Source organism: Serratia sp. CY37869 (assembly GCF_052168895.1).
In the GTDB taxonomy this organism is placed as follows: Bacteria; Pseudomonadota; Gammaproteobacteria; order Enterobacterales; family Enterobacteriaceae; genus Serratia; species Serratia ureilytica.
The window spans coordinates 302264-325756 of sequence record NZ_JBJNLU010000003.1 but is presented as its reverse complement, the minus strand read 5'-3'; the positions used below and the strand labels follow the sequence as shown (position 1 = coordinate 325756).

General features: G+C 60.3%; 26 protein-coding genes and 1 tRNA gene. 9 read left to right on the top strand and 18 right to left on the bottom strand.

The window, feature by feature from the left end; genetic code table 11:
* Positions 1–403 precede the first annotated feature (403 nt).
* Positions 404–479, bottom strand: a tRNA-Phe gene (locus tag ACJ8J1_RS17085).
* A 705-nt stretch (positions 480–1184) separates the two neighbouring features.
* Between ACJ8J1_RS17085 and speF the strand changes: the two genes are divergently transcribed.
* On the top strand, positions 1185–3350 hold the full coding sequence (gene speF, locus ACJ8J1_RS17080) for an ornithine decarboxylase SpeF (protein ID WP_033644924.1): 2166 nt from the start codon (positions 1185–1187) through the stop codon (positions 3348–3350).
* Between the two features lie 48 nt (positions 3351–3398).
* Here the strand turns inward: speF and mltC are convergent, their stop codons facing one another.
* From mltC to mutY, 3 genes are all read right to left on the bottom strand, one after another.
* A complete protein-coding gene (mltC, locus tag ACJ8J1_RS17075) occupies positions 3399–4475 on the bottom strand; it encodes a membrane-bound lytic murein transglycosylase MltC (protein ID WP_033644661.1) in 1077 nt (358 codons plus the stop codon).
* Between the two features lie 63 nt (positions 4476–4538).
* The gene (locus ACJ8J1_RS17070; protein WP_004937404.1) at positions 4539–4811 is read right to left on the bottom strand and encodes an oxidative damage protection protein; all 273 of its coding nucleotides are present in this window, start codon (positions 4809–4811) and stop codon (positions 4539–4541) included.
* Positions 4808–5908, bottom strand: coding sequence for an A/G-specific adenine glycosylase (gene mutY / locus ACJ8J1_RS17065; protein ID WP_033644663.1), 1101 nt, complete (start codon positions 5906–5908; stop codon positions 4808–4810). Before mutY ends, ACJ8J1_RS17070 begins: the two co-directional genes overlap by 4 nt.
* A 175-nt stretch (positions 5909–6083) precedes the next feature.
* On the opposite strand from mutY, the gene trmB reads away from it, so the two are divergent.
* From trmB to ACJ8J1_RS17040, 5 genes are all read left to right on the top strand, one after another.
* Positions 6084–6803, top strand: a complete 720-nt coding sequence (trmB, locus tag ACJ8J1_RS17060; protein WP_004937410.1) for a tRNA (guanosine(46)-N7)-methyltransferase TrmB — start codon at positions 6084–6086, stop codon at positions 6801–6803.
* Positions 6803–7129 (top strand): YggL family protein, encoded by a 327-nt coding sequence (locus ACJ8J1_RS17055; RefSeq protein WP_033644665.1) that lies wholly within the window; start codon positions 6803–6805, stop codon positions 7127–7129. The genes trmB and ACJ8J1_RS17055 overlap by 1 nt, the downstream gene beginning before the upstream one ends.
* A gap of 95 nt (positions 7130–7224) precedes the next feature.
* Entirely contained in the window at positions 7225–8148 is a 924-nt protein-coding gene (gene glsB, locus ACJ8J1_RS17050) for a glutaminase B (protein ID WP_033644925.1), read from the top strand.
* 30 nt (positions 8149–8178) lie between these two features.
* Positions 8179–8901, top strand: a complete 723-nt coding sequence (locus ACJ8J1_RS17045; protein WP_033644667.1) for a DUF2884 domain-containing protein — start codon at positions 8179–8181, stop codon at positions 8899–8901.
* Between the two features lie 100 nt (positions 8902–9001).
* Positions 9002–9436: a DUF29 domain-containing protein gene (locus ACJ8J1_RS17040; RefSeq protein WP_016930094.1), complete on the top strand. Its 435-nt coding sequence runs from the start codon at positions 9002–9004 to the stop codon at positions 9434–9436.
* Between the two features lie 39 nt (positions 9437–9475).
* Here ACJ8J1_RS17040 and hemW read toward each other — a convergent pair whose 3' ends face one another.
* The 6 genes from hemW to ACJ8J1_RS17010 are packed head-to-tail and all read right to left on the bottom strand — an operon-like array spanning position 9476 to position 13643.
* Complete coding sequence (gene hemW / locus ACJ8J1_RS17035; protein WP_033644669.1) at positions 9476–10618, bottom strand: radical SAM family heme chaperone HemW; 1143 nt, start codon at positions 10616–10618, stop codon at positions 9476–9478.
* Positions 10611–11204, bottom strand: a complete 594-nt coding sequence (locus ACJ8J1_RS17030; protein WP_033644670.1) for an XTP/dITP diphosphatase — start codon at positions 11202–11204, stop codon at positions 10611–10613. The genes hemW and ACJ8J1_RS17030 overlap by 8 nt, the downstream gene beginning before the upstream one ends.
* Positions 11205–11221: 17 nt before the next feature.
* Positions 11222–11512 (bottom strand): DUF167 family protein YggU, encoded by a 291-nt coding sequence (yggU, locus tag ACJ8J1_RS17025; RefSeq protein ID WP_004948014.1) that lies wholly within the window; start codon positions 11510–11512, stop codon positions 11222–11224.
* Positions 11509–12063 (bottom strand): YggT family protein, encoded by a 555-nt coding sequence (locus tag ACJ8J1_RS17020; protein ID WP_033644671.1) that lies wholly within the window; start codon positions 12061–12063, stop codon positions 11509–11511. The genes yggU and ACJ8J1_RS17020 overlap by 4 nt, the downstream gene beginning before the upstream one ends.
* 31 nt (positions 12064–12094) lie before the next feature.
* The gene (proC, locus tag ACJ8J1_RS17015; RefSeq protein WP_033644672.1) at positions 12095–12916 is read right to left on the bottom strand and encodes a pyrroline-5-carboxylate reductase; all 822 of its coding nucleotides are present in this window, start codon (positions 12914–12916) and stop codon (positions 12095–12097) included.
* Between the two features lie 19 nt (positions 12917–12935).
* Complete coding sequence (locus ACJ8J1_RS17010) at positions 12936–13643, bottom strand: YggS family pyridoxal phosphate-dependent enzyme (RefSeq protein WP_033644673.1); 708 nt, start codon at positions 13641–13643, stop codon at positions 12936–12938.
* A 20-nt stretch (positions 13644–13663) separates the two neighbouring features.
* Here ACJ8J1_RS17010 and ACJ8J1_RS17005 point away from each other — a divergent pair, with 20 nt between their 5' ends.
* Complete coding sequence (locus ACJ8J1_RS17005) at positions 13664–14686, top strand: type IV pilus twitching motility protein PilT (RefSeq protein ID WP_033644675.1); 1023 nt, start codon at positions 13664–13666, stop codon at positions 14684–14686.
* Here ACJ8J1_RS17005 and ruvX read toward each other — a convergent pair.
* The 6 genes from ruvX to ACJ8J1_RS16975 form a co-directional block, all read right to left on the bottom strand.
* Positions 14683–15105 (bottom strand): Holliday junction resolvase RuvX, encoded by a 423-nt coding sequence (gene ruvX, locus ACJ8J1_RS17000; RefSeq protein WP_015379046.1) that lies wholly within the window; start codon positions 15103–15105, stop codon positions 14683–14685. The two genes, ACJ8J1_RS17005 and ruvX, sit on opposite strands and share 4 nt — an antisense overlap.
* Positions 15105–15668, bottom strand: coding sequence for a YqgE/AlgH family protein (locus ACJ8J1_RS16995; protein ID WP_004937452.1), 564 nt, complete (start codon positions 15666–15668; stop codon positions 15105–15107). Before ACJ8J1_RS16995 ends, ruvX begins: the two co-directional genes overlap by 1 nt.
* A 145-nt stretch (positions 15669–15813) precedes the next feature.
* Complete coding sequence (gene gshB / locus ACJ8J1_RS16990; RefSeq protein ID WP_033644677.1) at positions 15814–16764, bottom strand: glutathione synthase; 951 nt, start codon at positions 16762–16764, stop codon at positions 15814–15816.
* Positions 16765–16774: 10 nt separating this feature from the next.
* Positions 16775–17506: a 16S rRNA (uracil(1498)-N(3))-methyltransferase gene (gene rsmE, locus ACJ8J1_RS16985; protein WP_033644679.1), complete on the bottom strand. Its 732-nt coding sequence runs from the start codon at positions 17504–17506 to the stop codon at positions 16775–16777.
* A 69-nt stretch (positions 17507–17575) separates the two neighbouring features.
* Positions 17576–18271 (bottom strand): deoxyribonuclease I, encoded by a 696-nt coding sequence (endA, locus tag ACJ8J1_RS16980; protein ID WP_033644681.1) that lies wholly within the window; start codon positions 18269–18271, stop codon positions 17576–17578.
* 101 nt (positions 18272–18372) lie between these two features.
* Positions 18373–18885 (bottom strand): SprT family zinc-dependent metalloprotease, encoded by a 513-nt coding sequence (locus tag ACJ8J1_RS16975; protein WP_033644682.1) that lies wholly within the window; start codon positions 18883–18885, stop codon positions 18373–18375.
* A gap of 349 nt (positions 18886–19234) precedes the next feature.
* Between ACJ8J1_RS16975 and fumA the strand changes: the two genes are divergently transcribed.
* Positions 19235–20881 carry a class I fumarate hydratase FumA gene (gene fumA, locus ACJ8J1_RS16970; RefSeq protein ID WP_033644683.1) on the top strand — a complete coding sequence of 549 codons (1647 nt, stop codon included), beginning with the start codon at positions 19235–19237 and terminating at the stop codon, positions 20879–20881.
* Between the two features lie 151 nt (positions 20882–21032).
* A complete protein-coding gene (locus ACJ8J1_RS16965) occupies positions 21033–21899 on the top strand; it encodes a helix-turn-helix domain-containing protein (RefSeq protein WP_033644684.1) in 867 nt (288 codons plus the stop codon).
* Here the strand turns inward: ACJ8J1_RS16965 and ACJ8J1_RS16960 are convergent.
* Together ACJ8J1_RS16960 and ACJ8J1_RS16955 are read right to left on the bottom strand one after the other, a co-directional pair.
* Positions 21823–22875: an XdhC family protein gene (locus ACJ8J1_RS16960; protein WP_033644685.1), complete on the bottom strand. Its 1053-nt coding sequence runs from the start codon at positions 22873–22875 to the stop codon at positions 21823–21825. The two genes, ACJ8J1_RS16965 and ACJ8J1_RS16960, sit on opposite strands and share 77 nt — an antisense overlap.
* Positions 22876–22882: 7 nt before the next feature.
* On the bottom strand, positions 22883–23467 hold the full coding sequence (locus tag ACJ8J1_RS16955) for a nucleotidyltransferase family protein (RefSeq protein ID WP_033644686.1): 585 nt from the start codon (positions 23465–23467) through the stop codon (positions 22883–22885).
* Positions 23468–23493: the final 26 nt, after the last annotated feature.

Genomic DNA, 23493 nt, shown 5'->3' with positions numbered 1-23493 from the left:
TGGCCGAATAATCGAACGCAGTTCGATGGAGAGTCCGTATCTCAGAAAGCGAAAAACCCGCCATAGGCGGGTTCTTCTAAATAGGGCGACCGGACTCGGACAACCGGCGCTGGCGCCGCGTTGAACAGCGCTTTAGCGCTGGCCCGTAGGGTGAGGCCCCTGGCCGAATAATCGAACGTAGTTCGATGGAGAGTCCGTACTCCAGAAAGCGAAAAACCCGCCATAGGCGGGTTATTCTAAATATGGTGCCCGGACTCGGACAACCGGCGCTGGCGCCGCGTTGAACAGCGCTTTAGCGCTGGCCCGCAGGGTGAGGCCCTTGGCCGAATAATCGAACGCAGTTCGATGGAGAGTCCAGTCCCTGAAAAGCAAAAACCCAGCCATAGGCTGGGTTCTCTAAATATGGTGCCCGGACTCGGAATCGAACCAAGGACACGGGGATTTTCAATCCCCTGCTCTACCGACTGAGCTATCCGGGCAACGGGGCGCATTAAACCGTATTGGCCGGATGGCGTCAATCGCTTTCTGTCACAAAGCCGATCGGTTGCTCTATTTTCAGGCAGCGAACCCGAAGCGCTAGAGCCTGTGGCGATATCGCCACCCGATAAATATGCATAAAAAACGTGTATTTATACCACTTTGTCAATATTGTTTTTTGTTTTTATTGTTAAATAACAACGCATTACCTTTGCGTTAGCGCAGGCTCAACCCAGGTGATTCTCGCTTGAACCTCGTAACGAATCATGCAATCATTGCGCAAATTTTAGCACTCTCCGTTCCCTGACGGTGTTCCCGCTTCTTATAAGTCAGAGGGTTATTGGCATGACTGGTTTTGTCGCTCAAGCGCTGTCGCGCACCAGACCTCTGACGCCGCCACCGTTCCGTCTTTGCTTGCTCCGAACGCCATCCGTCCGAATACGCCTGCCGATCATGCGGTAAGGCCGCCTGATGCTCGCTGTTAGGCATGCGTAAAGCCAGCGCTGCGGCCCTGATTTTACTGATGCCTGTCGGACGCTGCCAAGACCAGTTCCCCCGATAGCTGCCTGATGGTCCCCGATCATGAGGCGGTCACGCACGCCGCTTATGCTGCCGTGCCCGGGTATCGCTTTTACCGGGATAACCGCGTTATCTCATTACCGTGCCGGTGGCACACCCTCATCCTTCACCGTTTGAGAGTCAGCATGATGAAAGAATTGAAAATCGCAACCAGCGCCAGCCTGGTCGCCACCATTGAGACGCTGCGCCAGATCGTGCGCGTAGAGCAGACGGACTACACCGACGTGGCGGCGGTGGTGGTGTCGGTCGCCGACGTGGACGCCGGCATTCTGGCGCGCTTGCAGGCGACGGGGTTCGATATTCCGACCTTCGTGGCGGTGGAAGGGGACGAGCATCTTTCCCCGGATTATCTGCCGTTTGTCAGCGGGGTCTTCGCGCTGCTGGCCGGCGCCAGCAAGCCATTCTACATGGCGCAGTTGGAGGCAGCCGCCGACGCCTACGAGCAGGCGCTGCTGCCGCCGTTCTTCAAAACGCTGAAGACCTACGTCGAGATGGAGAATTCGACCTTTGCGTGTCCAGGCCATCAGGGCGGCGAGTTCTTCCGCAAGCACCCGGCCGGCCGGCAGTTTTTCGATTTCTACGGTGAAACTCTTTTCCGTTCCGATATGTGCAACGCCGACGTCAAGCTGGGCGATCTGCTGATCCACGAAGGCTCGGCCAAGGATGCGCAAAAGCATGCGGCGCGGGTGTTCAACGCTGATAAAACCTACTTCGTGCTCAACGGCACCTCGGCGGCCAACAAGGTGGTGACCAACGCGCTGCTGACCCGTGGCGATCTGGTGCTGTTCGATCGCAACAACCACAAATCCAATCACCACGGGGCGCTGATCCAGGCCGGCGCCACGCCGGTGTATCTGGAAACCGCCCGCAACCCGTTCGGCTTTATCGGCGGCATCGATGCGCGTTGCTTCGACGAGCGCTACCTGCGCGAGCAGATCCGCGAGGTGGCGCCGGAGAAGGCCACAGCGGCGCGGCCGTTCCGGCTGGCGATCATTCAGCTTGGCACCTACGACGGCACGATTTACAACGCTCGCCAGGTGATCGACACCATCGGCCACCTGTGCGATTACATCCTGTTCGACTCCGCCTGGGTGGGCTACGAAGGTTTTATCCCGATGCTGAAAGAGTGTTCGCCGTTGCTGCTGGAGCTGGACGAACACGATCCGGGCATTTTCGTCACCCAGTCGGTGCATAAACAGCAGGCGGGGTTCTCGCAGACCTCGCAGATCCATAAGAAAGACGACCACATCAAAGGGCAAAAGCGCCACTGCAACCACAAGCACTTGAACAACGCATTCATGCTGCATGCGTCGACCAGCCCGTTCTATCCGCTGTTCGCCGCGCTGGACGTCAACGCCAAGATGCACGCCGGCCCCGCCGGGCGCCGCATGTGGATGGACTGCGTCAAGCTGGGCATCGAGACGCGCAAACAGCTGCTCACGCGCTGCTCGCAGCTGAAGCCGTTTATTCCGCTGCAGGTGGCGGGCAAGGACTGGCAGGATTACGATACCGATCTGATCGCCAACGACGCGCGCTTCTTCACCTTCGTACCGGGGGAGACGTGGCACGGCTTCGAAGGTTACGCCCAGGATCAGTATTTGGTCGATCCGTGCAAGCTGCTGCTGACCACGCCGGGCATTGACGCCGCGACCGGCCAATACACCGAGTTCGGCGTGCCGGCCACCATTCTGGCCAACTTCCTGCGCGAGAACGGCATCGTGCCGGAGAAGTGCGATCTCAACTCGATCCTGTTCCTGCTGACCCCGGCGGAGAACCCGGCCAAGATGGAACAGCTGGTGGAGATGCTGGCGCAGTTCGAACGCTATGTCGAAGAGGATGCGCCGCTGAGCGTGGTGCTGCCGACGGTGTACCGCAAGAACGAGCAGCGTTACCGCGGCTACAGCATTCGCCGGCTGTGCCAGGAGATGCACGATCTGTACGTCAGCTTTGACGTTAAGCAGCTGCAAAAGGAGATGTTCCGTCAGGATCATTTCCCGCCGGTGGTGATGAACCCGCAGGACGCCAACGTGGAGTTTATCCGCGACAACGTCGAGCTGGTGCCGATCGGCCAGGCGGAAGGGCGCATCGCGGCGGAAGGGGCCCTGCCGTATCCGCCGGGCGTGCTGTGCGTGGTGCCGGGCGAAGTGTGGGGCGGCGCGGTGCAGCGCTACTTCCTGGCGCTCGAGGAGGGCATCAACCGCCTGCCGGGCTTCTCGCCGGAGCTGCAGGGGGTCTACATCGAGAAAAAAGATCACGGCTGGAAGCGCATCTTCGGCTATATGATCAAGCCATGAAAAAAGGGCCGGTTCGCACCGGCCCTTCTTCTATCCACGCGGGAAGCGCTACTTTCTGCGGTAGCTCTTCTGCGCGGTATTCACTTTCACCAGATAGCGGCGCGACTCGGCTGCCGGGTGCTTGGTGGTCAGCGTTTGGTACACGTCGCCCGGCTGCATGCCGTTGATGATGCCCACCGCGCGCGTTCTGTCGCTGGAGAACACCCGCAGCACGCTGCCGGCGCCGCCGTTGTAAGCGGTGATCACCGCATAGCGGCGCGAGGTCGGGTTCTGAATGCCGCCCAGGTAGTTGTTCTGCAGGATCGCCAGGTAGGCGGTGCCGGTATCGATGTTGTTCTCCGGATCGAACAGGTAGCTGCGGCTCGGGGTGCCCCATTTACCGCGCATCTGGAACACATCCTTACCGGCGGTGTGCTGCACCACCTGCATCAGGCCCAGCGCGTCCGAACCGCTCACCGCATACGGGTTGAAGCTCGATTCGGTCTGCATGATAGCCAGGATCAGCGACTCGTCCACGCCATATTTTTCCGACGCCTTGCGCACCATCGGCAGATATTTATGCGCACGTTTGTCCAGGTGGTTCGGCACCAGTTGGATGGTGACCGAGTAGATGACGTGCAGGCCGGAGGTGCGTTTTTGCAGCTTGGTCTGCAGCAGGTAATCGGCGAAGTGCGCCGCGCGCCATTCCCAGCGGATCGGCGCCCCTTTGTTATCCAGCACCTGGCCGTACAGGAACGGCTCTTTGCTGATCTGGATATCGTTGGCGTCGGAATAGAGGTCGATCGAACCCGGATCGTCACCCATCAGCAGCGTGCTGATGATCGCCTGGCGCAGGTGCGCGGCCGGATCGGTGGTGGCGATGGTCTCGACGGTGATGGCGCCGGTGTCGAAGTTGATGTGGCTGCGGGTTTGGTATTGGTCGGTGTACTTGACGTAGTCTTTCGGCCCGGCGATCAGAACTTCGTTCAGACCCCAGATGTTCTCGATGTTGTGGGCGAATTGGCCCATCAGAATGTCGAAGCCGTTGGTGTCTTTGATCCAGGCTTCGTTGATTTCTTCACTTTTTTTGCCGGAACAGGAGATCAGCAAAGGCGCTATTACGAGCAAAGCTAAAATTTTCTTCATCTTAAAGCCGTTTGGAAGAAGTATAAGAGGATTGAAGCGGGCCAGCGCCTGGCCCCAACAGCGTTATTCGCTCGGCGGCGTATAGCCTTCGATGTGCACGTCGTGCCCTTCGAACAGGAATTTGATCATTTCCTCTTCCAGCAGTTTGCGGTCATCCACGTTCATCATGTTCAGCTTCTTCTCGTTGATCAGCATGGTCTGCTTCTTCATCCACTCGCCCCAGGCTTCCTTGGAGATCTCGTTGTAGATGCGTTTGCCGACGTCGCCGGGATAAAGCTGGAAGTCCTGGCCTTCGGCGTCGCGTTGAAGGAAAGTACAAAAAATGGTGCGGCTCATGCTAATTCCTCATCGATGGCGCTATCGCCATATAAGTTTTGTTGGATCGGGGGCTGCTTCGCCAGCTGTTGCAACAGGCGGTCCACCGGCGCTGCCAGCCCGACCGACGGCGGCTGCGCTAAGTTATACCAGAGACCCGCGCCCTCATCCATGCCGCTGCCCGCCGCGTCGAGCGACAGCCACATCGGCACGATATCGAGATGGAAATGGCTGAACGTGTGGCGAAACGCGGTCAGCTGTTCCAGGCGCTTGCCTTTCAGACCGCGCTGCTGCAGCCAGAGTTCCAAATCCACGCGCGCGCTGAACTGCGGGAAGCAGAACAGGCCGCCCCACAGGCCTACCGCCGGGCGCTGCTCCAGCCACACGCGGTCGTCGTGCTGTAGCAATAAGAAGTAGGCGGTTTTTTCCGGCAGGGTCTGCTTGGGCTTCTTGCCGGGGTAGTTGGCCCAGCTGTGGTTGGCGTAAGACAGGCAGCCGACGTTGAGCGGGCAGAGCTCACACTTGGGCTTGGAGCGGGTGCAGACCATGGCGCCCAGATCCATCATCGCCTGGTTGAACTGGCCGACGCCCTTGGCCGGGGTGACTTCTTCGCTGATTTTCCACAGCCGGTTTTCGACCTCTTTTTTGCCCGGCCAGCCTTCCACCGCGTAGCAGCGGGCCAGCACGCGCTTCACGTTGCCGTCGAGGATCGGATAGTGTTGGCCCAGCGCCAACGATAGCACCGCGCCGGCGGTGGAGCGGCCGACGCCCGGTAAATCGGCGATTTCTGCGAAGGTTGTCGGGAACTCGCCGCCGTGCTGTGCGACAATGGTCTGCGCCGCTTTGTGCAGGTTGCGAGCGCGGGCGTAATAGCCGAGGCCGGTCCACAGATGCAGCACTTCGTCCAGCGGGGCCTCCGCCAGCGCGCGCACGTTGGGAAAACGGGCCATAAAGCGCTGAAAATAAGGAATGACGGTGGCAACCTGGGTCTGTTGCAACATCACTTCGGAGAGCCATACTTGATAGGCGGTTTTCTCCAGCTGCCATGGCAGGGTTTTGCGGCCGTAGCGCTGGTACCAGTCAAGCACCACCTGTGCGAATTGTTGTGCTTGCATCATGAAGAGTCGTTATCCGGCAGAAAATGAAGCGAGATTGCAGCATAGAGTCATGATGCTGTAAACCGGAACTTTCCGACGCCGCACGGCGGGTACAGAAGATGAACGCTTGCTAAACCAATGTATCTTTGCATAATGCGCGTTTCCCTAATTGGCAGCCAAACAGACAGAAAGCACTATGATTAATGACGTCATCTCCCCGGAATTTGATGAGAACGGCCGCGCGATGCGCCGTATCCGCAGTTTTGTCCGCCGCCAGGGGCGGCTGACCAAAGGCCAGCAGCATGCGCTGGAGAACTATTGGCCGGTGATGGGCGTGGAGTATCAGGCTGACGCTGTCGATCTCGCCGCGCTGTTCGGCCGCGAAGCGCCGACGGTGCTGGAGATCGGTTTTGGCATGGGCGCCTCGCTGGTGACCATGGCGGGCAACAACCCGCAGCAGAACTTTTTAGGGATCGAAGTACACTCGCCGGGCGTGGGCGCCTGCCTGGCCGACGCCCATGAGGCGAAGCTGAGCAACCTGCGCGTAATGTGCCACGATGCGGTTGAAGTGCTGGAAAACATGATCCCGGACGGCTCGCTGGACATGGTGCAGCTGTTCTTCCCCGATCCTTGGCACAAGGCGCGCCACAACAAGCGCCGCATCGTGCAAACGCCGTTTGTCGAACTGGTGCTGCGCAAGCTGAAGACCGGCGGCGTCTTCCACATGGCCACCGATTGGCAACCTTATGCGGAACATATGTTAGAGGTTATGAACGGGGTCGCAGGCTACCGTAATCTTTCCAGCGATAATGATTATGTGCCGCGTCCGGATTCGCGCCCACTGACGAAATTTGAATTACGCGGCCAGCGCCTGGGACATGGCGTTTGGGACTTGATGTTTGAGAGGAAAGAATAATGGCTAAGAACCGCAGTCGTCGTTTACGTAAAAAGTTGCACATTGAAGAATTTCAGGAGTTGGGTTTCTCCGTAGCCTGGCGCTTCGCCGAAGGCACGTCGGTGGAAGATATCGACAGCACGCTGGATACCTTCATCGATGAAGTGATCGAGCCGAACGGTCTGGCGTTTGACGGCAGCGGCTACCTGCAGTGGGAAGGTCTGATCTGCCAGCAGAAGATCGGCCACTGCACCGACGAGCATCGCGAACTGGTGAAAAACTGGCTGGAAGCGCGCAAACTGACCGACGTTAAGGTCAGCGATCTGTTCGATATCTGGTGGGATTGATCGCGCTTGCCCGATGAGCGCGGCTTCGCGCCGCGCCGTTTTATTGATCTAAGGTGCCTTAACGGCGCCTTTGTTTTGCCCGGAGTGTGACCGAGGTGGTAACAACATTGGATAACGCGTTGCTGGAAGAGATCCTGCAACAGGTGTGCCCGCTGATTGGCCAGGGAAAAGTGGCCGACTACATCCCGGCGTTGGCGGAAGTGCCCGCCGATCGGCTGGCGATCGCCGTGTGTACGGTGGATGGCGAACTGTTCCAGGCCGGCGACGCCGCGGAGCGCTTCTCCATCCAGTCGATCTCCAAAGTGCTGAGCCTGACGCTGGCGCTGACGCGCTATCAGGAGCATGAGATCTGGCGGCGCGTCGGCAAAGAGCCTTCCGGCCTGCCGTTCAATTCGCTGCTGCAGCTGGAGATGGAGCAGGGCAAACCGCGCAATCCGTTTATCAACCCCGGCGCGCTGGTGGTGTGCGACATGCTGCAAACCCGGCTCAGCGCCCCCAAACAGCGCATGCTGGAGGTAGTGCGTCAGTTGGCCGGTGAAGACGACCTGGCCTATGATCTGCGGGTGGCGCGCTCCGAGTTCGAACACTCCGATCGCAATGCGGCCATCGCCTATCTGATGAAATCGTTCGGCAACTTCGAAAACGACGTCATCACCGTGCTGCAAACCTATTTCCACTATTGCGCGCTGCGCATGAGCTGCGTGGAACTGGCGCGCAGCTTCGTCTATCTGGCCAATCACGGCCGCGATCTCAGCGGCGAGGCGGTGATCAGCCCGCTGCAGGCGCGGCAGATCAACGCCCTGATGATGACCAGCGGCATGTACGACGGCGCCGGCGAATTCGCCTATCGGGTGGGGATGCCGGGCAAGTCCGGCGTGGGCGGCGGCATCGTGGCCATCGTGCCGGACGAACTGTCGATCGTCGTTTGGTCGCCGGAACTGGATGCTTCCGGCAACTCGCTGGCGGGAACTGCGGCGCTGGAACTGTTGTCTCAACGTATCGGTCGTTCGATTTTTTAATCCCAGTCTGGATGGGAGTCAGGAGAAGCTATGTTGAAGAAAACCGGGTTAGCCTTACTGCTGCTGGCGGCGACTGCCGCACAGGCCCACGCCGAGTACCAATGCAGCGTTAAACCCCAGGACGATGTGATCATCAGCCCGCAGAGCGTGCAGGTGAAAGGCGCCAGCGGCGATCTGCAAATATCGCCGGATGGCGACGTGATCCGCAACGGCCAGGCGCTGAGCTTGAACGACAGCCAGCGGCAGAAAGCCTTCAGTTACCAGAGCGCCTTGCGCAAACAGCTACCGTGGATCGACGACGGCGCGCAGAAACACCTGGAGAAAGCCCGCGCAGCGCTGGATAAAGTGATCGTTAAAGAGCTGGGCAGCAACAGTAACGTGCGCAACCGGCTGACCACCCTGAATGGCCAACTGAAACAGCAGATGAACCGCATCATCGAGCACCGCAGCGACGGCCTGACCTTCCACCACAAGGCGATCGACCAGGTGGAGCAGGACGGCCGCAACATCGTGCAGCAGAGCATGGGCGGCGTGCTGCAGGACAGCCTGAACGAGATGGGCGTCAAACAGGCCGCCAACAGCGGCGGCAACCCGCTGCAGGCGATCATGGGCAATTTGGGCGGCTTGCAGAAGGCGATCCAGAACGAATGGAACAACCAGGAGCAGGACTTCCAGAACTTCGGTCATGACGTGTGCAACCGCGTCACCGCACTGGAAACCCAGCGCAAGGATCTGCTTAACGCGTTGAAGTGATTTAAGAATCTTCTTGGTAGACCGTTTTTTGACCTTCTGAAGCTTATCTGACAGACTGATCAAACTACGTACAGATTTATGGATGTTTACGGAGGACGCTATGAGCCATACACGTTACGAAACCGATGTTGTTGCCTGGGCAAATGAACAGGCCGCTCTTTTGCGCTCCGGAAAATTGTCTGAGATCGATATTGAAAAGATCGCCGAGGAGATTGAGGACGTGGGGAAGAGCGAGCAAAGGGAACTTGCTAGCCGGATGACGGTGCTGATTGCACATTTGCTTAAATGGAAATATCAGCCGGCCAGGCGCGGAACCAGCTGGGAAAGAACGATTAAAGCGCAGCGCAAAGAGGTGCTTTACAGCTTGAAAGAGTCGCCCAGCCTAAAAGGTAAACTGAGCGATGCCGATTGGCTGGATGTCGTCTGGTCGAAGGCCGTTGCGCTCGCCACGGCCGAAACCGGGCTGGATGTGTATCCGGAAAACGGCATCTGGGAAACTCAGCAGATTCTGTCTCAGACGTTTTACCCGGATTAACACCAATAAAAAAGCGCTGATCATTCAGCGCTTTTTTTTTTACTCGTCGTCCGCCAGGAACAGTTCCAGCAGCGAGTTGAGGAACAGTTTGCCCTTCTCGGTGATCTGCCAGTGCTCCGCGGTTTCTTCCAGATAGCCTTTGGCCAGCGCTTCGTCCAGCTGCGGGCGAATGACGCTTTCCGTCAGCCCGGTGTAGTTGGCGAAGTCGGCGCGCGGCGCGGCTTCCAGCAAGCGGAAGCGGTTCATGAAGAATTCGAACGGCCGATCCGCCGCCGCCACCTCATGCTGCTTGTCCATGTAGTCGCCGCGCATAAAGCCGCGCGGGTGCTTGGTCTTGGCGGTGCGCAGGATGCGTCCGTCGCTGAAGGTCACCTTGCCGTGCGCGCCGCAGCCGATCCCCAGATAGTCGCCGAAGCGCCAGTAGTTGAGATTGTGCTGGCATTGGTAGCCCGGCTTGGCGTAGGCCGAGGTTTCATACTGCTGATAGCCGGCGGCGCTCAGCAACTGGTGGCCGCGCTCGAAGATGTCCCACAGCGCATCGTCGTCCGGCAAAACCGGCGGGCGCGAGCTGAACAGGGTGTTCGGCTCGATGGTCAGCTGATACCACGACAGGTGCGGCGGATTGAGGGCGATAGCCTGGCGCAGATCGTCCAGCGCCTCTTCCAGCGACTGATCCGGGAGGCCGTGCATCAGATCGAGGTTGAAGCTGCGCAGGCCGAGGCCGGTCGCCAGCGTCGCCGCGCGTTTGGCTTCTTCCGGGCCGTGGATGCGCCCCAGACGGTTCAGCTTCTCGGCGCTGAAGCTTTGCACCCCGATGGAGATGCGGTTGACGCCGGCGCGCTGGTAGCCGCTGAAGCGATCGGCCTCCACGGTGCCGGGATTGGCTTCCATGGTGATTTCGGCGTCGTCGGCGACGCGAATGCGCGCCCGCACGCCGTCCAGCAAGGCTTGCATCGCCTCGGCGCTCAGCAGGCTGGGGGTGCCGCCGCCGATAAAGATAGTGCTGATTTCCCGGCCGCCGGCCAGCGGCAGGTCGGCATCCAGATCCGCCAACAGATGATCGACATACTCCTGATGCGGCACGTCACCCTTTAGCGCATGGGAGTTGAAGTCGCAGTACGGGCATTTCTGCACGCACCACGGGATGTGGATGTAGAGACTCAGCGGGGGCAGCTTAAGCATTGCGCATGGCTTCCAACATCAGCTTCAGCGCCTTGCCGCGGTGCGAAATCGCCCGCTTCTCGTCGCGGCTCAGCTCGGCGGCGGTGCGGCCCAGCTCCGGCACGTAAAAGATAGGATCGTAACCGAAACCGCATTCACCGGCGGCCTGTTCGGTGATTTCACCGGCCCAGCTGCCGTGGAACACCAGCGGCGTCGGATCTTGCGCATGGCGCAGATAGACCAGCACGCAGTGAAATTGCGCGCCGCGCCGGCCCGGCGCCACGTCTTTCATCGCCGCCAGCAGCTTGTCGAGGTTCTGCCGATCGTCGGCGTCTTCACCGGCGTAGCGCGCGGAGTAGATGCCCGGCGCGCCGCCCAGCGCATCTACCGCCAGACCGGAGTCGTCGGCGATCGCCGGCAGGCCGGTGACCTGTGCCGCATGGCGCGCTTTCAGAATGGCGTTTTCGATAAACGTCAGCCCGGTTTCTTCGGCGGACTCCACGCCCAGATCGGTTTGCGCGACCACGTCCAGGCCGAAATCGGCCAACAGGTCGGCAAGTTCGCGCACTTTGCCCGGGTTACCGGTGGCAAGAACGACTTTTTGCATAATGACTACCTTGAAAATTATTCGATGAGCGCCGCGACCACGGCGGGGATCTGTTGCGGATTCACGATGCGTAACTGTTTATGCCGCCCCAGTTCGCCTTTCTCGATGGTGACGTTGCTTTTCGCCACTTTGAACTGCTTGGCGATAAACTTGATCAAATGGGCGTTGGCTTGGCCGTCGACCGGCGGGGCGGTGATGGCGACTTTTAGTTCGTCGCCATGCAAGCCGATAATTTGGTCGCGGCTGGCTTTCGGCTGAATATATAGCCTGATCGCCAGCCCGTCCAGCACCGGAGTGACTGCACTCACAGCAGGAACCAGATCTCGCCGAACACATCCATGCCCAGGTAGTTGATCAGATAGAGGATCAGGATCACTACCATGGCGGAAAAATCGATGCCGCCCATCGCCGGGATGATGCGACGGATCGGTGCCATCAACGGTTCGGTCAGTTGGTACATCACGTAGTCGATCGGGCTGCGGCCCTGGCTTACCCAGCTCATCAGCGCACGAATGATCATCACCCAGAAGATCAGGTAGCCGGCGGACTTGACCAGCGAGATCAGGCCGAACAGCAGGTTATACGGGCTGAGCGACAGCGCGTGGCTTTGTATCAGCAGCAGCAGCGGGTATTTGATGGTCATCAGCAGGAACGCCAGCAGCAGCGAAGCGCTGTCGATAGGCCCAAGCGCTGGGATGATGCGGCGCAGCGGGCCGACCACCGGTTGGGTGATCTTCACCACAAACTGCGAGAACGGGTTGTAAAAATCGGTGCGCGTCCATTGCATCCAAATGCGCAGCAACAGCACCATCACGTATAGATCAATAACGGTCTTGACCAGGAAAGTCAGCGTTAGCATGAAGTGGTCCTTCTCCTTAACTCGGGGTTATTTAAAATAATTTTTCCATTTCTTGCGCACGGGAAACGGCGGCCTGCATCGCTTGCGCCACGGTTTCCGGCAGTTGGCGTTCGTTGAACACCCGCAGCGCTTCGGCGGTGGTGCCGCCTTTGGAGGTCACCTGCTCGCGCAGCGTGCCCAGCGGCGTATCCGGGTTGGCTTCAACCAGCGCGGCGGCACCGGAAGCTGCCTGCTGCACCAGATCGCGCGCGGTCTGGCTGTCGAAGCCCATGCGTTCGGCTTCTTTTTGCATCGCTTCCATAAACAGGAAGAAATAAGCCGGGGCGCTGCCCGCGGCGGCGATCACGCCGTTGATGCCATTTTCGTCATCTACCCAGCAAACTTTACCGACCGAGGCCATTAAATCGCCGGTGTAGTCGCGATCCTGTTGGCTGACCTGCGCCGGCGCGTACAGCCCGCTCATGCCCTTGCCGACCAGCGACGGGGTGTTGGGCATGATGCGCACGATGTCCAGTTGGTCGCCGAGCAACTGATAGAAACGGCTGACCTGAATGCCGGCGGCGATCGACAGCACCAGTTTGCCGCCGAAATCGACCTGTTCGCGCAGCGGCTGACACACGTCGGCCATCATTTGCGGTTTGACCGCCAGCACCACGACGTCGGCTTCACGCGCGCAGGCGACGTTGTCGCCGCTGCTGACGATGCCGTAGTCCGCCGCCAACGCGTCACGGTTTTTCGGCGACGGGGCGCAGACGCTGATGGATTTGGCCGGATAGCCGCCCGCGACCAGGCCGGCGATGATTGCACGCGCCATGTTGCCGGCGCCGATAAAGGTAATCTTGCGATGTTGCATCAAATCCCTCGTCTGTTTGTCAGGCCTGCGAGTAGTCGCGGGCGCCAAAAATTGCGGTGCCGATGCGCACCAGGGTGCTGCCTGCGGCGATCGCCGCCGCCATATCGTCCGTCATGCCCATCGACAGCGTATCGGCCTGCGGATAACGCTGACGCAGGGCGAGAAATGCGTCGTTCATCCGGCTGAATACCGCCAACTGCCGCTGATAATCCGTTTCCGGCGCCGGGATGGCCATCAGGCCGCGCAGCGCCAGATTCGGCAGCGCCGCGATCGCGTCGGCCAACGCCGGCAGTTCGTTCAACGCGATGCCGGATTTGCTCTGCTCATCGCTGATGTTGATTTGAATCAGCACGTTGAGCGGCGGCATGTCGGCCGGGCGCTGATCGCTCAGGCGCTGGGCGATGCGCAGCCGATCCACGGTATGACACCAGGCGAAATGTTCCGCCACCAGCCGACTCTTATTGGATTGCAGCGGGCCGATAAAGTGCCACACCAACTCACCGCCCTGCGACGACTCGGCGAAATGCCGGATCTTGTCAACCCCTTCCTGCACGTAGTTCTCGCCGAAGGCGCGCTGGCCGGCGGCGATGGCTTCTTCGATCGCCGCCACAGGTTTGGTTTTGCTGACTGCAAGCAGAGCAACGTCTTCCGGCGCCCGTGCGCAGTTTTGCGCGGCGGCCGCGATGCGGTTTCTGACATCCTGCAGGTTCTGTTGGATAGTGCTCATTATTGACCCGGGAGAGTGATATGGATATCGATGAATTCGTGGCCCTTAGTGTAAAGCATAATGCTTCCGATCTGCACCTTTGTGCCGGTCATCCGCCGATGTTGCGCATCGACGGTGAACTGCAGCCGCTGGCGGCGGCGCCAACGCTGACGGCGCAAGGCGTGCAGGCCCTCTGCGACGGATTGCTGAATGCGCAGCAGCGCGAGAGCCTGCGGCGGCTGGGGCAGGTCGATCTGGCGTTGCACAGGCCGGGCGGGGAGCGGTTGCGCGCCAACGTTTTTCAACAAAGCGCGGGGATTTCTCTCGCGTTGCGGCGTATCGCCGGGCAATCGCCTTCGCTTGCCGAGCTGGCGGCGCCGGCCATCGTCCCGGCGCTGCTGCGGCGCGCCGACGGATTGATCCTGGTCACCGGCGCCACCGGCAGCGGTAAGTCCACCACGCTGGCGGCGATGATCGACGAGATCAACCGGCACCAGCAGCGGCATATTTTGACGCTGGAAGATCCGATCGAGTTCCTGCACCGCAGCCGGCGATCGCTGATCCAGCAGCGGGAGATCGGCCGCGACAGTCACAGCGTCGATACGGCGTTGCGCGCCGCGCTGCGCGAAGATCCGGATGTGATCCTGCTGGGCGAGCTGCGCGATACCGCCACCATCCGGCTGGCGCTCACTGCGGCGGAGACCGGCCACCTGGTGCTGGCGACGCTGCACACCCGCAGCGCGCCGCAGGCGGTAGAACGGCTGGTGGACGTGTTTCCGGCGGAAGAGAAACCCTATGTGCGCGCCCAGCTGGCGGGCAGCCTGCAAGCGGTGATCGCGCAAAAGCTGATGAGGCGCCCCGGCGGCGGACGAGTGGCGATCTTTGAAGTGCTGACGGCGACGGCGGCGGTCAGCAACCTGATCCGTGAAGGGAAAACGCATCAGTTGGCGAGCGTGTTGCAAACCGGCGCGCAGTCCGGCATGCAAACCTTTGAGCAAGGTTTGCAGCAGCGGATCGACGCCGGTGTGTTGGGGGACTGCGCGGGGGAGGGAATGGGCGTTTAGCCCAGCTGCCGTTCGAACCAGCTTTCGAGGATAACCACCGCGGAGGCGGAATCCACGCTGCCTTTATCAAGCGCGCGGAAGCCGCCGCGATCGAACAGGTTGGCGCGCGCCTCCACGGTGCTCAGACGCTCGTCATGCAGATCGATCTGGATGCCGAAGCGGCCGTGCAGGCGGTTGGCGAACTTGCGCGCCTGGGCGGTAACGGGCTGTTCGGTGCCGTCCATGTTCAGCGGCAGGCCGACCACCACCAAATCCGGCTGCCACTCCTTCAGCAGTTTTTCGATTTTCAGCCAGTCCGGCGAACCGTCCTGCGCTTTGAAAGCCGGCAGGGCGCGGGCGCTGCCGGTCAACTCCTGGCCGACGGCCGCGCCGATGCTTTTGGTGCCAAAGTCGAAGGCGATAATGGTGCGGTTACTCATCAGGCGTGTCCTGCGTGGTTGGCGATGCTGCGAATGTCGATACCCAAAAGGTTCCCCGCCTCGCGCCAGCGGCTGGCGATCGGCGTGCGGAACAAAATGTCGGTGTTGGCTTCGATGGTCAGCCAGGCGTTTTCCAATACTTCCTGCTCCAACTGGCCCTTTTCCCAACCCGCATAACCCAGCGCCACCAGCACGTCGTCCGGTTGCTCCGGCGTGCCGAGCGTTTCCAGCACGTCTTTCGAGGTGGTGATCATGGTGTTGGGGGAAATTTGAATGCTGGCGCCAAAGCCGTGGCGCGGCGTATGCAGGATAAATCCGCGATCGTCCGCCAGGGGGCCGCCGGCGAACACCGGCTTGTCCAGGCTGATGGCCGGATCGCGCGCAGGCGGCATGATCTTCAGCTTGCTCAGCACCGTGGCTACCGTGAACTGCTCCACCGGTTTATTGATCACCAAACCCATGGCGCCTTCTTCATTGTGCTCGCAAATGTAAATCACCGAGCGCTTGAAGCGAGGATCCTGCAGCGTTGGCATGGCGATCAGAAAATGGTGCTGTAAATTCATGGCGTTAGTATAAGGTAATCAATGGGTGAGAAAATAAACAGCCGCCAGTATGCGGCTATACCCGCCGCCTTTCAAGCCGCGTTCAAAGGCGTGCTTTGGCGGGCGCGATGCAGGATAGCGGGCGGCAGGCCGCCCGCATGACGCATTACTTCGCCGCCAGGCGCTTTTCAATCGCGTCCATCAGCATGCCGGTAATCGAGATCGGGAATGCCGCCTCAATTTCGCGCGCGCAGGTTGGGCTGGTCACGTTGATTTCGGTCAGGCGATCGCCGATCACGTCCAGGCCGACGAAGATCAGCCCTTTCTCTTTCAGCGTCGGCGCGACAGCGCGGGCGATTTTCCAGTCGCTCTCGCTCAGCGGACGCGCTTCGCCGCGGCCGCCGGCCGCCAGGTTGCCACGGGTCTCGCCCTGCGCCGGAATGCGCGCCAGGCAGTAAGGCACCGGCTCGCCGTCGACGACCAGAATGCGTTTGTCGCCGTCCTTGATCGCCGGCAGGAAGTTCTGCGCCATGCAGAAACGGCTGCCGTGTTCGGTCAGGGTTTCGATGATCACCGACAGGTTAGGATCGTCCTGCTTCACGCGGAAGATAGACGCGCCGCCCATGCCATCCAGCGGCTTCAGGATGACGTCGCCGTGCTGCTGGTGGAATTTGCGGATGTGCGCGGCGCTGCGGCTGACCAGCGTATCCGGCGTCAGTTCCGAGAACCAGGCGGTGAACAGCTTCTCGTTGCAGTCACGCAGGCTTTGCGGCTTGTTGACCACCAGCGTGCCTTTGACTTCGGCGCGTTCCAGAATGTAGGTCGCGTAGATGTATTCGGTATCGAACGGCGGATCCTTGCGCATCAGGATCACGTCCAGATCGTGCAGCGCCAGATCCTGCTCGGCGCCGAAGCTGAACCAGCTCTCCTTGTCTTCCTTCACGCTCAGCAGGCGGGTGCGGGCGCGCCCGTCACCGGCGTGCAGATAGAGATCGTTCATCTCCATGTAGTGCAATTCGTAACCGCGGCGCTGCGCTTCGAGCAGCATAGCGAAGCTGGTGTCTTTCTTGATGTTGATGGAATCGATAGGATCCATCACGATGCCGAGCTTAATCATCTTTTCTCCTTTAACCCAGGTCGCCGAAGCGGACCTGCAGAGCGGTAATGGCGGTGAGCGCTGTGGTTTCGGTACGCAGAACGCGTGGTCCCAGCAGAATATCAGTAAATCCGTGGTCGGTGGTCATGGCGATTTCGTCGGCGGACAAACCGCCTTCCGGGCCGATCAGCAGGCGAACGCGGTCTACCGGCTGCGGCAGCGTGTTGATGCTGTGGCTGGCGCGCGGGTGCAGGTTGAGTTTCAGGCTGCCGTCCTGCTCGGCGCACCAGGCCTCCAGCGACATCGCCTCGCGGATTTCGGGAATGCGGTTGCGTCCGCACTGTTCGCAGGCGGCGATGGCGATCTTCTGCCATTGTTGGATTTTCTTCGCCAGACGCTCGCCGTCCAACTTGACGCCGCAGCGCTCGGAAAACAGCGGGGTGATGACGTTGACGCCCAGCTCGATGGATTTCTGGATGGTGAACTCCATCTTCTCGCCGCGCGAGATCACCTGGCCCAGATGCAGGTTGAGCGGCGATTCGATGTCCTCCACGCGGGCGTCGCCAAGGCGCACCAGCACGCTCTTTTTGTCCACCCGGACTATCTCGGCGTCGAACACCTGGTTGCTGCCGTCGAACAGCTGCAGCGCCTGGCCGGCGCTCATGCGCAGCACGCGCCCGACGTGGTTGGCGGCGTCCTCGCTGAGGGCGATCTCCGCCCGGTCGGTCAACGGCTGCGGATGGTAAATGCGGGGTATGCGCATGGGTAGTCTGATCCTGACGAAACGGCGCCGCGGGTTGGCGGCGCCATGAAAGATAAAGGCTATAGTAGGTTAGCTTTTCCGCTGCTGACAAGCCTGTTGAATATAGGGGTTGTGGTTGCCCTGCACCTTGGCGATACGTGCTTCACGCTGACATTCCCATTGGCTCACCGGATATTGCCGGTTCCACACCTCGAACAGTTGGGTTTGCTGGCGTGACAGCCGCAGCTGGTAGCGATCGCGCATGTAGAAGTAGGTGCGGGCAATGGCGCCGCGGGCGCGGGCGGGCGGCTCCGCCTGTTTATTCTTGAAGTCCACCTTCATTGGGCACTGCCCGTATTGGCCTGCGCCGCCGTTCCATTGGCTGTACATGAAGTTGTTGCGGTCGCCGTTCACTTCGCCGATCGCCGGCTGCAGGTTGTGCAGATCGGTTTCTATCTGGCGATAGGTGGCGTCCTTATTGCAGTTTTTGCGTCCGCCGTCTTGCCAGCACTGCAGTTGGTGGCCGAACTGCCAGGCCGGCACCACGTGTTCCCACTCGATGCGCTGCGCGCGCTGGGCGTTTTTACGCACCTGATAGCCGCAGCCGGCGAGATCCGGGATGCCCTTCTTGCCTTGCCAGTCGATGCGGCAGCCGCAGTAAAAGCTGCCCGGCGCATCCCGGTTAATCTTGGCCGCCGCCGCTTTGGCCTGAGAGAAGTTATTGATGCCGTGCGCCTGTACGGCGCCTGCGGCGAAAACCGCCATAAACAAAATTCTGCGAAGCATATTCCAAAACAGCTCAAAATTGAAAAAGCAGGCAGGGTAACGGAACTTGCCGGTAGTGGCAAATGGCGATATTTGCTTGTTTTAACGTATAAATCGTTTAACTAAAGGTTCTCGCTAGCAAGAAATTTCAGTTTTTCGCCGCACCGGCGGCAGCGGTATTCGCTTTCGCCGCGCAGCACGCGGTTATGGCGGCGAATGGTGAGCTGGTGCTGCCCACAGGCGCAGCGGTAGGGGAAGGTCTTGCTTTGCACCGAGGCGGTTTCGAAACGGTGAGTGCGGCTGGCGGGCGTCAGCAGCACGCTTTCCATCATCCAGCGCCATTCGCGGCCGTGCGGCGCCACCCGGCCGAATTGGCGAAACACCAGCAGGTGCGCCAGTTCGTGCGGCACCACTTCATCGATAAACGGCTGTTGGTTTTCCAGCAGCAGCACCGGGTTCAGGCGGATTTCCCAGCTTTGCAGCCAGGCGGTGCCCGCGCTGGTGCCGCGTTGCTGATAGACGATGCTGGGTTCGGGGAACTCGACGGCAAAATGCCGGCGGGCCAACTGCAGCTTTTCTCGCAGGCAGCGCATCACCGCTTGTTGCAGCGCGATGGGGATTCTCGGTTTGTTCATTGCGGCTAGCTTAAGCAATGGCGCGGCGGCTGACAATACGCACCGGCGCAAATCGCATCCGGCGCTTTTTCGCCACATTGATAAAGCGATCGCCACCGATGGATTGTAATCAATGTGTTAACTGCGGGATAATAAAGCGTGCATGATGAGCCTGTACCCGCAGTTCTCACCGAGCAAGGTTGAAACGCCGCCTGTGGCAATCCCTTACGCAAAGAGCGGTTATTTTGCGATTTGGCGCAATAACTGACTGATTAAAAATACGTAAGGTGAAGGCAGTTTTTTGACAAGGCGCCGCCTCGCGCGCCGCAAGTGTGAATTTAACGCAGCTGATGTTGCAAGTGAGAGATCAATGTCGAATAAACCGTTCCACTATCAAGATCCGTTCCCGCTGAAGAAAGACGATACCGAATATTACCTGCTGAGCCGCGACCACGTTTCCGTGAGCGAGTTTGAAGGCCAGGAAATACTGAAAGTTGCCCCTGAAGCGTTAACCCTGCTTGCCCAGCATGCGTTCCACGACGCGTCGTTCATGCTGCGCCCGGCGCACCAACAGCAGGTGGCCGATATCCTCAAAGATCCGGACGCCAGCGAAAACGACAAGTACGTTGCGCTGCAATTTCTGCGTAACTCAGAAATCGCCGCCAAGGGTATTTTACCGACCTGCCAGGACACCGGCACGGCGATCATCGTCGGCAAAAAGGGCCAGCGCGTCTGGACCGGCGGCGGCGATGAAGAAGCGTTGTCGCGTGGGGTGTACAACACCTACATCGAAGAGAACCTGCGCTATTCGCAGAACGCCGCGCTGGATATGTACAAAGAGGTCAATACCGGCAGCAACCTGCCGGCGCAGATCGATCTCTACAGCGTGGACGGCGAAGAGTACAAGTTCCTGTGCATCGCCAAGGGCGGCGGTTCAGCCAACAAAACCTATCTGTATCAGGAAACCAAGGCGCTGCTGTCGCCGGGCAAGCTGAAAAACTACCTGGTCGACAAGATGCGCACGCTGGGCACTGCGGCCTGCCCGCCGTACCACGTGGCGTTCGTCATCGGCGGCACCTCGGCGGAAGCGACGCTGAAAACCGTCAAACTGGCCTCGACCAAGTATTACGATGGCCTGCCGACCGAAGGCAACGAGCATGGTCAGGCGTTCCGCGATCTGGAACTCGAAGCTGAACTGCTGCAAGAAGCGCAGAACCTGGGGCTGGGCGCGCAGTTCGGCGGCAAATACTTCGCGCACGATATCCGCGTGGTGCGTCTGCCGCGCCACGGCGCCTCCTGCCCGGTCGGCATGGGCGTTTCCTGCTCGGCGGACCGCAACATCAAAGGCAAGATTAACCGCGACGGCATCTGGCTGGAAAAACTGGAGCACAATCCGGGTAAATTCATTCCTCAGGAGCTGCGCCAGGCCGGGGAAGGCGAGGCGATCAAGGTCGATCTCAACCGTCCGATGGCCGAGATCCTCAAACAGCTGTCGCAGTACCCGGTTTCCACCCGCCTGTCGCTGAGCGGCACCATCATCGTTGGCCGCGATATCGCGCACGCCAAGCTGAAAGAGCGCCTGGATCGCGGTGAGGGCCTGCCGCAGTACGTCAAGGATCACCCGATCTACTACGCCGGCCCGGCTAAAACGCCGGAAGGCTATGCGTCCGGTTCCTTGGGGCCGACCACCGCCGGGCGTATGGATTCCTACGTCGATCTGCTGCAATCTCACGGCGGCAGCATGATCATGCTGGCGAAAGGCAACCGCAGCCAGCAGGTGACGGATGCCTGCCACAAGCACGGCGGCTTCTACCTCGGCAGCATCGGCGGCCCGGCGGCGGTGCTGGCGCAGCAGAGCATCAAGAGCCTGGAGTGCGTGGAGTACCCTGAATTGGGCATGGAAGCGATCTGGAAAATCGAAGTGGAAGATTTCCCGGCGTTTATCCTGGTGGATGACAAAGGCAATGACTTCTTCCAGAAGATCCAGGCTGGCCAATGCGCCAGCTGCCTGAAATAAGCGTTGCCCCCTTCGCCGCTCGCGGGCGGTGAAGGGGGACTGTGTAAAGTCCTGTAGCTTGCTGGACGGCGAGTTTTAACCTGTATACCCTACGCGGATAGCACTAAAATTCGACTAATGGAATATCGGTAACATAAGGTTCGGCAAGCACATGGGTACGCAGGAAAGTCACATCAGGGAATTGCTGGTCTGGATTGAAGACAACCTGACCAATCCGCTGTCGTTGGATATCGTTTCCGCCAAGTCAGGCTATACGAAATGGTACCTGCAGCGCATGTTCAAGAAGCAGACCGGATTGTCGTTAGCCTCCTACATCCGCGCTCGTCGCCTCTACCTCGCCGCCTTCGCCTTGCGCTTCACGCAGAAGAGCATTCTGGACATTTCGGTTGAATATCAATTCGATAATCAGCAGACGTTCTCGCGCTGTTTCAAGAAACACTTCGCCGAGTCGCCCAGCGTTTATCGTCATGCCCGCAAACAGGACTTCAGCAATCTGGTGCGTTCACTCGCGGCCAGCCAGCCCGGCGATATTGAGGTTGAACGCGTCAGCATCGCCAGAGGGCAATACGCTTTTCACGGCAAGCAGTACGCTTACCACCTGGACATAGAGAGGTTGGATAAGTCGCATCTGCCGCAGCGCAGCGCGCTGCGGGCGCAGTTTTACACCTTGTTGGGCGAGCGCCCGACGCAAACCTATTCGTTTACCCAACTGGTGCCGGACGGCGAGCGGGTCAGAGTCGACTATACCCTGGGCGTGACGACGGACTATCCGCTGCGTGAAGGCGTGGCGCTGGAGCCGCTGCCGGAGATCCACGGCGAGTTTTGCCGTTTTCGCTATTCCGGCAAGCCGGTGGCGCTCAATGATCACATCATTAAAATTTACACGCAGGTGCTGCCCGAAATGGGGCTGGCCCGCGGTGACGGGCCGGACATGACGGTGTTCAGCTATTCGCTGAGCGGGAAAGAGGAGCTGCATCTGGAGCTGCAGCATCTGGTGCCGGTGGTGCCGCTGCACTGATCCCGTCGGCGGCCGGCCGCCGGTTTTTCTGCTGCACGATCGCCGCCATCACCGCCAGGGCGATCTCCGCGGGCGTTTTGCTGCCCAGCGGCAGGCCGATCGGCGCATGGATGCGTTCCAACTCCTGCGGCGTGAATTCGGCAATCTGCTGCAACCGCTGGCGCCGCCGCGCGCTGTTTCTCAGCGATCCCATGGCGCCGATGTAAAACGCCGGAGTGTGGATCGCTTCCATCAGCGTCAGATCGTCCATACGCGGATCGTGGGTCAGCGCCACGACGGCGGTATTGGCGTGGCAACCGCCGTCCTCAATGAACTTGGCCGGAAACTGGCGCAGCAGCGTCACGCCCGGTTTTAACTCGGCGGCGAAGTTATCCAGCGCCTCCGGACGATTCTCGCAAACCAGCACCTCAAACCCCAGCGCCACGGCGAAATCGGCGCAGTACAGCGCCACGCTGGACAGCCCGGCGATCAGCAGGCGCGGCGCGGCCGCGATATGCAGGGTAATCTGTTCGAGCCGGCGTTCCACCTGGGTGGCGCTGGTGAAATGACTCTGCTCGAGGCTGTGGCAGGCGTTGGGCAGCGTCAGGCGTTTGAGCAACGCGTGATGCCCTTCCAGCGCGCCGGCGATGCGTTGCAGGTAAGCGACGCTGGCTTCTCCCGCCGGCAGATACTCGATCAGCACGTCCAGCACGCCGCCGCACGGCAGCGCCACGTTGGGCGTCATACCGCCTTCGCCGTAACGGATCACCTGGCTGGCCGCCTGATACTCCCCGGCGGCTACGCGGCGCAGAAAGTCCTCCTCCACGCACCCGCCCGACAACGAACCGCTGTAGCGGCCGTCGCGGGTCGCCGCCATCAGCGCGCCCGGCGAGCGCGGCGAAGAACCATAGGTGCTGAGGACGGTGCATAACCAGACCGGCTGGTGTTGCAGCCAGCTTATCGCCTGGCTGACCACGGTGACATCAAGATGTTGCATAGTGAATTTACTCGCTGGCCGGAAGTTGCGATGGAAGATCAATATCCTGCACGACGCCGGGGTGCTCAAGTGGCAACAGGTGCACCGCTGCGCCTTGCAGCAGCCCACGGGCGCCATTATCGCCGCGCAGTTGGCAAAGTTGTTTGCGCAATAGGGCGGAAAAGCCGACCGGGTGACCGGGCTGTTGCGCATAGCTGGGGCGTACGATCGCGTGTTGCCGTAAGGCGCTCGCCACCTGCCGGAAGACATCGGCGCCGACGAACGGCATATCGGCCAGATGGATCAGCCAGCCTTGCCAGTGCGGCGTGGCCGCAACGCCTGCGGCGATCGAGTCGCCGAGGCCCGCGCTGGCGAGCAGGGTAACCGGCACCTGATTGGCGGCGCAGGCTGCCAGCACCGGCAGATTATCCGGACGGGTCACCACCTGTACCGGCAGCTCGGAAGCCAGCGCCTGGCGCAGGGTGTATTCGAACAGCGAACGCCGCTCGCCCGCCGCATCGGCAAACCCGGCGTTCAGTTTGTTGCCCTGGCCGCCGGCCCGAATAAAGCGCTCCCCGCGTCCGGCGGCGGTAATAATGATGCCCGTGATCATGGTTCAAGCCCGCGTTTGCGCAAATT